The organism is Aureispira anguillae, assembly GCF_026000115.1.
Taxonomy (GTDB): domain Bacteria; phylum Bacteroidota; class Bacteroidia; order Chitinophagales; family Saprospiraceae; genus Aureispira; species Aureispira anguillae.
Window position 1 is genome coordinate 2,824,346 of sequence record NZ_AP026867.1, and the last position, 14,321, is coordinate 2,838,666.

Sequence of the window (14,321 nt, forward strand, 5' to 3'; positions counted from 1 at the left end):
ATTGCCTAAATTTTATTACCTTCATTTAGAATCTCTTGTTAATTGCAGTTGAAGCTCAATCTTCTTTATTTCGGTTGTTTCTATTATCTTCTTTGCCCAACTGCACCAAAAAACTACGAATGAAAAATATACTCATCTTTTTATGCTCTTTTATAGGTATCTGTTCCATTGTTGCACAAGAAACCCCAAGTCAAACAATTCGTGGAAAAGTTGTTGATAAAGTCAGCCAAATGCCTCTAATTGGAGTAGTAATTTTAGTGGCCGAAACCGATTTAAATACCACCTCTGATATTGATGGAAATTTTGTATTAGAAAACGTGCCGATTGGTCGCCAAATTATAACCACTCAGTACCTTGGCTATGAACCTTACATTTCCGAAGATTTAATTATTTCTTCTAGCAAGGAAATGTATTTAGAGATTGGGCTGACCGAACAAGTCGAAGTCACCGAAACCGTTGTCGTAACGGCCTCTGGAAGTGCAGATGGTGTAGGGAATCAAGCAATCAATGATTTATCGGTGGTTAGTGCTCGCTCTTTTTCGGTAGAAGAAACGAAACGATATGCCGCAAGCATTGACGACCCTGGGCGTATGGCAGCAGCATTACCTGGTATTCAAACCGATCAGGACAATGAAAATGATGTTGTTATTCGTGGTAATTCTGCTTTTGGGGTACTGTGGAGAATGGAAGGACTCGAAATTCCCAACCCTACTCATTTTGGTCGCCCTGGCACTACAGGCGGTGGAATTTCTGTTTTTAGTGCTTCTGTCTTAGGCAATACCGACCTCTCTACAGGAGGTTTTGCCGCCGAATATGGCAATGCCTTATCGGGTGTTTTTGATATGCGAAACCGCCGAGGAAATATGGTCAACAGAGAGCATTCTATCAAAATTGGACTAATTGGTTTAGGGGCATCTACTGAAGGACCAATTAAGAAAGGTCGAAGTTCTTATTTGATTAATTACCGCTATTCTACCTTGGGAATTCTCAATGCAATAGGTATGTATGTTGTTCGTGAAAATGTTGGAAATAATTTTCAAGACTTATCCTTTAACCTGACCTTTAACTCTAAAGATAATAAAGATGAATTTAAGATTTTTGGAATTGGTGGTTTAAGCGATGAAATATGGTTTACCAAAGAAGATACAACCGAATGGAAAACTTATTTGGATTATATTGACGAGAGAAACGGTTCTAATTTAGGTATTTTAGGCTTTACTTACCGACGTTTAATCAACGAAAAATCTTACCTAAAAGTAGTCTTAGGAACGGTATTGAATCATCATTATCTAAAACAAGCCATTCCCAATTTGACCACACTGGACATTAAAGACAAAGATGTTGTTGAAGATTATGATTATAAAACATTAAGAAGTCAATTGCACCTTACTTATAGCAATAAATTAAGCAATCGTTTTCGGCTAAAAGCAGGTGCTTCTTTAAGTGCCAATACCTATTGGTTGCGCAATAGTGTAGACAATGGCAATGGCGATTATAATTACTTGGATAATGTTAATGGCAATACTTTTTTGGTGCAAGCCTATGCGCAAGGGAGTTATCGCCCAATGGAAAAACTAACCTTTAACTTTGGTTTCCATGCCCTATTGCTTACCCTCAACAATACCTATAGTATAGAGCCTAGAGTTTCTATGCAATATAAGCCATTCAAAAATACAACCCTTAGTGCCGCTTATGGTTTGCATGGCAAAGCCTTGCCCATTGGGACTTATTTGTTGCAATTGCCTGATGCTTCTGGTGCAATTACACAACCCAATAGAAATTTAAAAATTGCCAAAGCGCACCATGCTATACTCGCCTTTCAACAAGTTATTGGCTTAGGCTTTCGCCTCAACCTTGAAGGTTACTATCAATATACCTTTGACAATCCAACCAGCCCCATTCCCAATAGCGGTTATTGGTTCCTTAATGAACGAGATAATTATGGAACTCAAGCAATGGTTTCTGAAGGGCAAGGACAAAACTATGGGGTGGATTTAAGCATTGAGAAGGCATTTAGCCGCAACTTCTTTATTTTGGCAACGGGTTCTTTGTTTTGGTCTCAATACAAATCTTTGGGGGATGAGTTTTGGAGACGTACTAGAATTGACAAAAGATGGGGCGTTGCTGTTATGGGAGGCTATGAATTTACCTTCAAAAAAGGCGGTGTTTTACAAATTGGTCTAAAATCCTTTGTTTCTGGCGGGCTGCGCTATACGCCTGCCGATGTTGAAGCCTCTAAAAAAGCAGGGGTGCTGGTAGAAGATACCAACAATTATTGGGGGGCTTCCTCTGGAACTTATTTCCGTTTAGATGGTCGCATTGCTTATCGAAAAGATCACAAAAAGCTTTCTTATACCATTTCTTTGGATGTACAAAACATTACCAATACCAAAAATGTTCGCTATTTTATTTATGATCGTACTGAGGGCACTTTAGTACCACGCCATCAATCTGGCTTGTTGCCTGTTATCAGTTTCCAAATTGATTTTTAAAACTAAGTGATTATAGCTTCAGCGTTCATCGATTGGAAACTAATTTTATATAGAGTTTTATATTGTTCGGCTTGCCTAAAAACTACTCTAAAAACAAGGCTTACAATATAAAACTCTTTTTTAACCCTTCATTGCCAAAGACGAGTTGTTGTTCTGATAGGCAGCAAGATTAAAATTTAAAATAAGCACTTTAATTGGATGCATAAACCTCCTCCTGCAATTATTTCTAAGTCATTCACTAGCCTATTCTTTTCAAAATAGCTACTTTTGCTTTTAAATACTGAAAGCCACTACAAAAGTTTAGCTAATGAAATATCTATTTTGCTTGTTTCTATATTTAACCTCAAGTTTTATTTTAGTTGCCCAAGACGACAAAACTCAAACCATCCGTGGTAAAGTAGTTGACCATGCCAGCCAGATGCCACTAATTGGTGTAGTCTTAATGGTTAGTGAAACAAATATCAATAGTGTTTCTGACGAAAATGGCAATTTTGTTTTGGAACAAGTGCCACTAGGCCGCCAAACCATCAATGCTCAATATTTGGGCTACGAGCCTTATACCTCTGAAGACCTGATTATCTCCTCTAGTAAAGAACCTTACCTAGATATTTTGCTAAAGGAACAGGTAGAAGTCACAGAGACGGTAGTGGTAAAAGCATCTAAAGGTGCAGATGGCGTTGGCAATCAAGCCCTCAATGATTTATCTGTCGTTAGTACCCGTTCTTTTTCGGTAGAAGAAACCAAACGTTATGCCGCAAGCATTGATGACCCAGGGCGTATGGCAGCAGCACTTCCTGGCGTTCAAAGTGATCAAGACAATGAAAATGATGTTATCATTCGTGGCAATTCCTCTGCGGGGGTATTGTGGCGTTTAGAAGGCTTAGAGATCACCAACCCAACTCACTTTGCCCGCCCTGCTTCTACGGGGGGTGGGATTACGGTTTTTAGTGCCGCATTATTGGGGAATACTGATTTTTCTACGGGAGGTTTTGCTGCTGAATATGGCAACGCCTTTTCTGGTGTTTTTGATATGAGATTCCGAAAAGGCAATATGACGCAACGAGAACATTCTGCCAAAATTGGTTTGGTGGGACTAGGTTTTGCAACAGAAGGGCCTATGAAAAAAGGAAGGAGTTCTTATTTAATCAATTATCGCTATTCTACACTTGGTGTTCTAAATGCTATGGGCTTGTATGTCGTTCGAGAAAATGCCTCTAACAATTTTCAAGATTTATCTTTTTGCTTCACTTTTAATTCTAAAGACAACAAAAACGAATTTAAGATTTTTGGCGTTGGTGGTAATAGTGACGAGCTTTGGTGGGTCAAAGAGGATACCGCAGATTGGCAAAACAATTGGGATTATCAATACGAAAAAGCAGGCTCTAACCTAGGAGTTTTGGGGCTAAGTTATCGCCGACTTATCAACGAAAAATCTTACCTAAAAGCTACCGTTGGTTCTGTTTTTAGCCACATTTTTTCGACTCAGTATGAACCAGAAATCACAAATTTAGAGAATAGAGATACCTTTGAGGTTTATGACTTTAAAATTTTGCGTACTCAAGCACATCTAACTTATAGTTACAAATTTAGCAATCAATTTAGATTAAAAGCAGGTGGGTTGTTTCATGCCATTAGCCATTGGCTCAACCTAAGCGAACGACGCCCCACAGATGCCGTCAATCAGCAGTATTTAGCCCTTGGAGATGCCAATACGGATATTTTGCTGCAAGGTTACGCCCAAGGAAGCTACCGCCCCACTAGTCAACTGACCATTAATGCTGGGGTACATGCTATGTATTTTGCCATGAATAATACTTATAGTATTGAACCTAGGCTCTCGGTGCAATACAAACCTTTTTCGAAAACAACCCTTAGTGCCGCTTATGGTCTACATGGGAAAGTTATCCCAATTGGGACGTATTATCTTAGAATAAAAGATCAACAGGGCAATTATAGCCAACCCAACAAAAATTTAAAAATTGCCAAATGGCACCATGCCATCCTCTCTTACCAACAAGTAATCGGTTTAGGGTTCCGAGCAACGCTAGAAGCCTATTATCAATATGGTTTTGATATTCCTACTAGCCCTGATAGTTCTAGTACTTATTGGTTATTTAATGAGCGTCAAGCTTATGGCTATGAAGCGATGATTTCGGAAGGGCAAGCACAAAACTATGGTATAGATATGACGCTAGAAAAAGCGTTTGGTCGAAACTTTTTTATTTTGTTAACGGGCTCTATTTATCAATCTCAATACAAATCTTTAGGCGATACAGAGTGGAGAAACACTAGGGTCAATAAGGGTTGGGGAACTAGCTTAATGGGAGGTTATGAGTTTGTGTTCAAAAAAGGAGGCGTATTACAGGTTGGTCTTAAGAACTTTTTGGCAGGAGGCATACGTTATACCCCTGCTGACGAAGCAGCATCCAAAACCGCTGGCGCATTGATAGAGGACAGCAACAATGCTTTTGGGGCACAGGCTCCTATTTATTTTAGATTAGATACCCGAATTGCCTATCGAAAAGATCACAAAAAACTTTCTTACACCATTGCTTTAGACATTCAAAATGTGGCGAATCATAAGAATATTATTTATTATGCTTATGATCGACAAAAAAACAGCTTATTTCCTCGTTACCAATCGGGTCTTTTGCCTGTTATCAGTATTCAGATTGATTTTTAATGGTTTCTATGGCTTCTTTTAGCCATGTTTTACTAACAATAGGCGTTGCCGCTTCAAAAAATAATTCTAGTTTTTCAACTTCTTTCTGGAATTTTTCTTTGCGAATAAACCCTTGACTGTCTCTCAATTTGTAAATTTTGCGAATGACATTGATAAAGTTGTAGAACATTTCTTTATCCAAGTCTGTCATTTGTTGGTTTCGCTTTAGGTAATTCCGAAAAGCATCAATTAGAGAATACAGGGCTTCGCCTTCGTCTAGCTCATAATAGATTCTCAATTGAATCATTTTTGCTCCTGTATGATAAGTCCAATTGGAAAAAACGACATTGTACAAGGCTTGCAAGGCACCTTTATAATCCTTGGTAGAATACAATAAAAAAGACAGCAAATAAGAATAAACACTCTCCCGAACTTCGGGAAGCAGTGCATCCTTATAGGTTTCTATAAATTCTTCCGCCCATTTATAATCACCAAGATTAATGGCAATCGTGCCTATATTTTTAAAATCTCCCGCAGATAAAAAGCCATCTACAAAATTAATTTCATGCTTAACCAAAAACTTGGAAATACTAAGCAGTTCTCGCAAATATTTATTGCTTGCGGTATTTCTTTTATAAGCTCTTATGCAATGATTTTCTAAATAATCGTAAATGTTTTTTAGCTCCAATTTTGAAAAGAGAGCTTGATATTCTTCCAACCATTGTTTTACATTAAAATACTCCTCGTCTGTACGATCCCCATTTAATAACATTTTAAGGGTTGCTGCGTATATTTTAATGGTTGGTTCTTGAGCGTAACTGCTGTTTTGCTGGTTCAAATAAACAAATAGTTCGTCTACCAAACGATATTGATAATTGCTGCCGATGACCTTATTTCGGCTAACCATATCACAGGCAATTTTTAGTTTTTTGGTAATGAAAAACAAGTCCAAAAAATCATTTTTCATTTGCAGGTTTTCATTATAGCTCCTACCTCCTTGGGTAATAAAATTTACATCTAGTTCTTTGTAATAGGCAAATTTTTCCCAATAAAGATCTTCTATGTCGCTATACGAACTATCTGAACTACGTTCTATCTTACGCAGGATTGCATTGTAATCTTTGAATTGTTTGCGCTGTCTTAGTTCTGCTAAGATCTTGATTAAATGTTGATTTTTTTTATCCTCATGGGTCGTAATCACTAAAAAATCATGCAATAGCCCCAATAATTTAGAAGCCACGCTATGCAAAGCATTGCCATCAAATTGTTTATTGGGATACAAATGCTTAAATACCCGTTCTTTTTCGAGGCGATGTTGTCGCTTATTATTTGGAATATACTTGGCTAAATACAAACATAGCTTCTTAACCTCCGCATGTTTATTATAAAATGGCGAATGCACATAGTCCGAAAAACGAGTAATTTCTCTAGAATTTAAATACTGAAAAAGTGTTACAAGTTTAGTTTTATGCATGATTAATGATCGATATTAATTATTAATTTCATCACAGGTGGTATTCAATAATGCTCTGTAATGGCATTTCATAGTTAAGAATAAACCTCACATTTTTGCTAAACAAAACGCTACTATTAAATGTCCAACAGTCCTTCTGGCAAACTCATGGTAACCAACTTCTCATTTTTATCAACATCAATGATCCAAGCTGCCCTTAGTGGGATCAAAATTTCTTTTGTTCCTGTGTCAACGGTTGCCATTTCTTGTTGAGGATACTCATCCACATATTGGATGGTTCCAACTCTACCCGCCTCTTCTTCTTTCAAGGTATAGCCCTCCAAAAAACTATATTCCAACCCTGTGTCATTAATTTCCTCTTCGCTCAAAGAAATATCCTGTCTACGCAAATACAGTCGTTTATTGGTCAAAAGACTCGCATCTTCTTTGGTATCAATATCCTCAAATTTTAAAATTAAGGTTTCGGTTCCTCTCAAATCTTCAATAAAAAAAGGAGCCTTTTCTCCTCTTTGCTCTACAAAAAAAGCATCTACCTTGGCTACATCTCCCCAAAAACGTTCATCAATCGTTCCTTTTAATTCACCATTTAAACCATGTGGCTTTTTTATTTTTCCAATCTCAATATACTCCATTCTATTCTATGCTATTTTCTAAAAACTTTTCTAATTCTATTTCTGTTATACTAATAAGTAACTAATAAATGCCTACTTTTTTAAAATCTGATGGAATGGGCTTTTTCTAATCGGCTATTAGAAGCTAAATCCCTGCATATTTAGACATTAAATACAAGGCTCGATGGAGCATAATGCCTAAATTCCAAAAGCAAAGAGATCTAAAAATAGCCAAAAGCTAACCCAATTTTAATTTTTATAGAAATTGTCAGGTAAACAAATAATCCATATTACAATATACTAAATACATGGTGTAATAAAAATGGACGATATAAAAATAATGGTTCTTTGATAAATCGTGTGGTAAACACTAAAAAAGGGTAAGCTTTTAACTACTTTTTAGCTTCGCTGCTAGGCATCTCCGTTGGTACACCATACCAAACTCTCGTGCACTACGTTTATGTGGTTTAGTAGAAAGTTATAAGTCGTAAGTCGTATGTCCTGTATTTACAGGAACTAAGCATACGACTTACGACCTATAACTTATAACAAAAGTAGTAATAAGCAGGCAAGGTAGTTTACGATTCCACACCATTTGTCAAAGAACCAAAATAATTAAGTACAGCTATAGGCTAGGTCTGTTGTTAAATCCACTTAGTTAATTATCTTTATGGAAGCTTTAGGCCTAAAGTAACTCAATATTATGTTAAAAAAATTATACCAACATTTATTTAAGCAAAAAAAAAATATCAATATGAAATGGAAAGCGCTTAATACCATTCAGGACCTAGAAACGGCTCTAGAAGCGTCTCATAATCAGCCCGTAGCCTTATTCAAACACAGTACCCGTTGCTCGGTTTCTTTAATGGCAAAAAAAAGCGTTGAGCGCTTTTGGGACTTAGATATTGATGCTTATTATTTGGATTTAATAGCCCATAGAGATGTGTCCAATGCTATCGCCGATCAGCTTAATATTCAACACCAATCGCCTCAAATGATCCTAGTAAAAAAAGGAGAAGCAATCTATAATGCTTCACATGGGGCAATAGATGTAGATGCTATGGGAGAACTTCTATAATTAATTCAACAGCAGGAAATCGGGGATATCTTCTTTAGTAATTAAGACCAAATCCCCGATTTCATTTTCTTGAATTAGCAGCATTCCTTCGTTGGGTTTATTGCGCAACTCTTTGGTAAAATCATGCGCTACAAAAACAACCATTCTATTAACTAATTCTGTAATCTTATACAGTTTTCCTATCCTGCTAACCAAGCGATACTCAACGCCATTGGATAAAACCGTTAATTCTAAAAATCGCTTAGTCCCTTTTATTTCCTTGGCAGCAATGATTTGCCCATCTTGGAACTTCACATCTGCATAATAATCTGAATTAATAGCTTTGCGAATAGGGTATTTTAGACGACGAGTCAACACCTCTTGCTGCAACCACAAATCTTTTAGTTGTTCTGTTGCCGTTTTGCTATTACAAATCACCTTTACAGGAAAATTTTTGGGCACATAAATCTGAGCAATTACCTCATCTGTTAAGGCAATTCCTTGAACAGTAATTGCATGATGAATTTCTGGCAACTGAACTCGAAGAATTTTGTCCTTCCGTTTACCACGCATGCTATAACGTCCCTTTCTAGCCAGCCTTTTGAGAAAGTCATCGGGCAAACTAAAGGATTCTACCTGAGTAAAGGTTCGAACAATTTTTTTATCCCAATCAATAATCTCATAGGGAATTTGCAAATCAATTAAAATCGTATCGCTTTCTTTCAATGAAAACGAACGCACATATTCCTTTAGGAATTGTGTTTGTCCATTTTCACTCAATGCTAATACGGCAATCAATATCAAGAGTGCTTTTTTCATCATAGGGGCTTTATCCAATTCAACATTTATTATCTAAGTAACTAAACGGAATGGATTGTAAATTTACAATCCATCCTTGTGCTTCATTACTTAACAGCACCTCCATTCATAGCCGTATCTTTAGGACTCACAAAAATTAATTTACCAGCTTCATTTTCAGCCATTAAAATCATTCCCTGCGATTCAATTCCCATCATTTTTCGAGGAGCTAAATTAGCCACCAAGACCACTTGTTGACCAATAATTTCAGTTGGTTCATAATGCAAGGCAATACCAGAAACAACCGTTCTAGACTCAAAGCCTAAATCCACGGTTAGTTTTAATAATTTTTTAGCCTTTTTGACTTTTTCCGCAGCAACAATCGTCCCTGTTCTAAAATCAACCTTCACAAAATCATCAAAGGTGCATTCTGCTTTGACAGGTTCGGCTTCTTTGGCTGCCGCTGCTTCTGCTGCTGCCTGTTTTTGTTTGAGTACTTCTAACTTTTCTTTTTGAAGCTCCACCAATGCCAGTCTAGATTTATCTTTTCTATCGTTAATTTTGGCGAATAACAATTCAGGCGTATTGATTGCATGACCATTTTCCAATAGCGTTTTTCCCTCTGCAAGAAGTGTTTTAAGACGATCAAAATCACCTATCTGTAAAGCCTCTAGCCCCAACAAATTTCTTAATTTTGCAGCCGTAAAAGGCAAAAAAGGTTGGCTTGCAACACTCAAAACAGTAGCAATTTGCAAACTTAAATTCATCACTCCTTTCACCAACTCAGAATCGGGCTCTCCTTTCCAGATTTTCCATGGCTCATTGCGTTGCAATAAGATATTAGCATAACTAGAAATATCCATTAGTGCCTGTACCCCATTTTTAAATTCATAGTTTAGGATACAAGTTTCTAACTTTTCTACTTTCAAGAGTAAGACTTTTAAGGCCTCTTCAATAGTTGTTGTGCTATCTTCTTCCACATCCTTAATCACAGTAGTTGGGTTGGCCGCAGGCACCTTTCCTTCGTAATATTTGTGTGTTAATGTAATTACACGATTGATTAGATTTCCTAAGTTAGCAACCAATTCATTGTCGTGTAGTGCTACAAATTCATCCCATTTAAAATCACCATCTTTATTTTCTGGCAAAGTACGAATCAGAGCATAACGCAAGGCATCTTCTTTATTTGGGAAAGCATCAAAGTCATTTAAATATTGATGCTGTTCGATCACCCATCCTCTAGATTTTGAAAATTTCTTTCCTTCTAAATTCAAGAACTGATTGGCAGGAACCGTTTTGGGCAAGACATAATCGCCGTGCGCTTTGAGCATAGCAGGAAACACAATACAATGGAAAACAATATTGTCCTTTCCAATAAAATGCACCAACTCTATGTCCTCTCCTTTCCAATAGCTTTCCCAATCTTTATCATTCTCCAATGCCCATTGTTTGGTTGCAGAAATATAACCAATAGGCGCATCAAACCAAACATACAACACTTTGCCTTCTCCCCCCTCTACGGGTACTTTTATTCCCCAATCTAGGTCTCGAGTAATGGCTCTAGGCAGCAATCCGCCCGTTTTTTTTCCCGTTTCTTGATCTACCTTTTCCTCTAGCCAAGAATTGCACTGACCAATAACATGCGTTTTCCAAGTTTTGGGATCGTGCAACTGCTTGCCATCTACTTTTCCAGTATTAATCCATTCTTTTAGCCAATCGCTGTGCTTATCCAATTTAAAATACCAGTGTTTTGTCTTTTTTAACACAGGCAATTTACCACTCAGGGTAGATTTTGGATTGATTAACTCCGTAGGAGATAAAGTAGAACCGCATTTTTCGCATTGATCACCGTATGCTTCTGGATGGTCGCACTTTGGACAAGTTCCAACGATATAACGATCTGCCAAAAATTGATTAAAATCCTCGTCGTAATACTGTTCGCTTTCTTTTACCTCAAATTCGCCCCCTTTTTCTAATAAGGTTTTAAAAAAATCTTGAGCTGTTTCATGATGTAAAGCCGCACTTGTACGATGGTATTTATCAAAAGAAATGCCTAAACGTTCAAAGGTTTCTTTGTTTAAATTATGATAGGTATCAATAATTTCTTGGGGGCTTCTCCCCTCTTTTTTTGCTCGGATTGTAATTGCTGCGCCATGCTCATCAGAACCACAGATGAAGGCAACATCTTTACCTTGCAAACGCAAAAAGCGAGCATAAATATCTGCTGGTAAATAAGCTCCTGCCAAGTGTCCTAAATGCAAAGCCCCATTAGCATAAGGTAATGCAGCCGTTATGGTATGTTTTTTATTATTCATTGACTTTTTTTGTTTTTAACTTTTTAGGCTGAGTACAAGACAAAACAGGTAAAGGATACTGATAAAGTACAGTTTAAGCTAAAACTTATATTTCGATCTTAGATACTAGATCGCTTTGCTTTTAGATTATAGACCCTATAACAGCCTAATAGGGTCTATAATCTAAACGTATGAATGTAATGATCGAGCAGGCTTGATCTAAGACCTGAAAAATAGTTCCATTAATCCCTTACTTTATTTAATTCCTACTGTTTTGTCCTGTACACGCTTTTTAGGGAATAAGTTTTTTTGCTGAATGAATAATTACACCAAAAATGCTTCTTTAGTTCCCATAGGGGCAAAAATAAACACTAGCCTTAAAAAAGCTAGTGTTTATTGTGTTTTTTATATAAAAATCTTGCTAAGTTCTATCTAGCTCATCATTCTAGCATGAACAAAAGAATAGCCACTAATGATAGTATATCCTAAGAATACTAAAATGTGAAAAGGCAACATTCCAATTACACCACTATAGATAGAAACAATAATAGTAGACAAAAATACCAAGGCCAAAAATAATTCTGCTTTAGCAACTGGGCTTACCCCTTTTGACAAATATTTATTTTTCTTCCACCCCTTTGCTTTTTTATCTTCCAAATTGAATTTTGGCGTACGCACAAAAGGTGTCTTTTTGCCAATATAGCCTTCAAAAGCGGCCATAGCATTGTGCAATGCCATACCCATAGACAATGCCAAGAAGAAAGGAAATCTAATGACAAATGAAAATAGCGTTTGCAAAGAGAAACCGCCTCTTGTATGTTCATAAGACAACCAAAAGAAAAGCGAAACCATAATCATATTCAACGATCCCAAAGCAGCATAAGACAAAATATCATTATAGATAACATTTTGGTTTTGATATTCGTACTGAATCCAAACTAAAGGAATGCTACTCAAAGACAACAATAGGATGCAAATAAAGATACCTGTATTCATCAAATGTGATACGGCGTGCAATTTATCCACAAAGCCCATATCTTTGGCTTTAAAAACTCGTGGTAAATTCTTTACAGCACATTCAGCAGCACCTTTGGTCCAACGGAATTGCTGGCTTTTAAAAGCATTCATAGCAACGGGCAACTCTGCTGGAGTAGTTACATCTCCTAAGTATTTAAATACCCAGCCCTTTAATTGAGCACGGTAGCTCAAATCTAAATCCTCTGTCAAGGTATCTGAAGACCAGCCTCCTGCATCCTCAATACAAGCACGTCTCCAAAGACCAGCAGTTCCATTAAAATTCATAAAATGCCCAGACATATTACGTCCCATTTGCTCTACTACAAAATGAGCATCCAATGCCAAGGCTTGCATTTGAGTAAGGAATGAATAATCTTTATTCATGTGCTCCCATCTTGTTTGTACAACGCCAATTTGCTCATCCTTGAAATAAGGAATCGTTCTTTTTAGGAAATCAGAATGTGGAATAAAATCAGCATCAAATACTGCCACAAATTCTCCTTTAGAAATGGTCAAGCCATAAGCTAATGCACCAGCTTTAAAACCAACACGCTCAGGACGTCTTACTTGCTGAATGTCCCAACCATGGTGTTCTAAGCTCTTGATTTTATCTGCAATAATTTGTACCGTTTCGTCCGTAGAGTCATCCAAAACCTGAATTTCAACCTTGTCTTTAGGATAATCCAATAACACGATTGCATCCAACAAACGCTCTACTACATAGAGCTCATTGTATACAGGCAATTGAATGGTTACTGTAGGAACAAAATCGTCTGTCATAACAGCATTGTTTCTTTCTTTGCGGCGTCTCCACCAAAAGCTAATTGCAAGGTGCAACTGCACGCAACTATAAAGAAAAATAAAAATGAGGGGAAGTGCGTACAACGCAATGATCAATATTTCCACGTTTATCTATGTTTGAATATTGTTGTAATAATTTTATAACCTGCCAAAATAGTTCCTTTGATAGTACCTGAAATTTTTGATTTGCCAACCCTTACTCGATAAGAGACAGGGATTTCAGTCGTTTTAAGTCCATGCTTTGCAGCTTTGACTTGCATTTCTACTGTCCACCCATAGGTTTCATCACACATATTTAAGTCTATCAGTCTGTCGTATCTAATTGCTCTAAAGGGTCCCAAGTCGGTATAAATAACCCCATAAAACCATTTAATAAGTTTTGTTGCTAACCAGTTTCCAAACACTTGTTGAGGAGTCATAGACCCCTGTTGTTTGTTTCCTGTTGTTCGTGAACCAATTACCATCTCTACATCGCTTTCCAAAATTGGTGCCACTAATTGATAAGTCTCTTCAGGATAATCTGAATAATCAGCATCCAAAAAGACAACAATGTCTGGTTTCTTTTTCATTTTTTTTAAGTAGTCAATCCCTTTCAAACAAGCAAAACCATAGCCCTGCCGCAATTCATCCAAAACCACTGCTCCTGCTTTGGCGGCTACATTTGCTGTCTTATCATTCGAATTATTATTGACTACTATAATTTCTCTAACAAGATCTTTAGGAATATCTTTTATAACACGCCCTACCGAGTTTTCTTCATTGTAGGCAGGGATGATAACAACGATATCTGCTGTTTTTATCATTTAACGTTATGTTTTGTTATTCTTAAGATGATGCTAATCCTTTTGCGCCCCTATTCAACCTAAAATAAATCCGTCTAAAAAGTTGTTTTTGGTAGCGATCGTTTAAATATGCCGCAAAAGTAGTATAAAAAAAACAGTTTACAACAAATTTTTATAGCTTTTCTAACTGTTGAGCAAAACATTAAACATTAATTTAATATGATCTCAAAAGCTAAGTTCTACATTTCATGAAGAATTAAGTCATCTATAACGTTTTAGGTCACACTAAGAAATAATTTAGAAAAATTACCATCCAAAAAAATGAAGTGTTAA

The 14,321-nt window shown here is 36.8% G+C and carries 9 protein-coding genes; 3 read left to right on the top strand and 6 right to left on the bottom strand.

Translation table 11 applies throughout. The features are described from left to right. Positions 1–119: 119 nt before the first annotated feature. Both AsAng_RS11000 and AsAng_RS11005 read left to right on the top strand, forming a co-directional pair. Positions 120–2,492 (top strand): TonB-dependent receptor, encoded by a 2,373-nt coding sequence (locus AsAng_RS11000; RefSeq protein WP_264792831.1) that lies wholly within the window; start codon positions 120–122, stop codon positions 2,490–2,492. Between the two features lie 307 nt (positions 2,493–2,799). Beyond that, positions 2,800–5,175: a TonB-dependent receptor gene (locus tag AsAng_RS11005; protein ID WP_264792832.1), complete on the top strand. Its 2,376-nt coding sequence runs from the start codon at positions 2,800–2,802 to the stop codon at positions 5,173–5,175. Here AsAng_RS11005 and AsAng_RS11010 read toward each other — a convergent pair. Further along, positions 5,153–6,628, bottom strand: coding sequence for a hypothetical protein (locus AsAng_RS11010; protein ID WP_264792833.1), 1,476 nt, complete (start codon positions 6,626–6,628; stop codon positions 5,153–5,155). The two genes, AsAng_RS11005 and AsAng_RS11010, sit on opposite strands and share 23 nt — an antisense overlap. A gap of 116 nt (positions 6,629–6,744) precedes the next feature. Next, a complete protein-coding gene (rimM, locus tag AsAng_RS11015; RefSeq protein WP_264792834.1) occupies positions 6,745–7,260 on the bottom strand; it encodes a ribosome maturation factor RimM in 516 nt (171 codons plus the stop codon). A gap of 733 nt (positions 7,261–7,993) precedes the next feature. Between rimM and ytxJ the strand changes: the two genes are divergently transcribed. Beyond that, positions 7,994–8,317 carry a bacillithiol system redox-active protein YtxJ gene (gene ytxJ, locus AsAng_RS11020; protein ID WP_264792835.1) on the top strand — a complete coding sequence of 108 codons (324 nt, stop codon included), beginning with the start codon at positions 7,994–7,996 and terminating at the stop codon, positions 8,315–8,317. Here the strand turns inward: ytxJ and AsAng_RS11025 are convergent, their stop codons facing one another. From AsAng_RS11025 to AsAng_RS11040, 4 genes are all read right to left on the bottom strand, one after another. Further along, complete coding sequence (locus AsAng_RS11025; protein ID WP_264792836.1) at positions 8,318–9,118, bottom strand: hypothetical protein; 801 nt, start codon at positions 9,116–9,118, stop codon at positions 8,318–8,320. Positions 9,119–9,201: 83 nt separating this feature from the next. Continuing rightward, positions 9,202–11,409, bottom strand: a complete 2,208-nt coding sequence (metG, locus tag AsAng_RS11030) for a methionine--tRNA ligase (RefSeq protein ID WP_264792837.1) — start codon at positions 11,407–11,409, stop codon at positions 9,202–9,204. 411 nt (positions 11,410–11,820) lie between these two features. Then, positions 11,821–13,311, bottom strand: a complete 1,491-nt coding sequence (locus tag AsAng_RS11035) for a cellulose synthase family protein (RefSeq protein WP_264792838.1) — start codon at positions 13,309–13,311, stop codon at positions 11,821–11,823. Positions 13,312–13,313: 2 nt separating this feature from the next. Beyond that, the gene (locus AsAng_RS11040; protein WP_264792839.1) at positions 13,314–14,009 is read right to left on the bottom strand and encodes a glycosyltransferase family 2 protein; all 696 of its coding nucleotides are present in this window, start codon (positions 14,007–14,009) and stop codon (positions 13,314–13,316) included. Positions 14,010–14,321 lie beyond the last annotated feature (312 nt).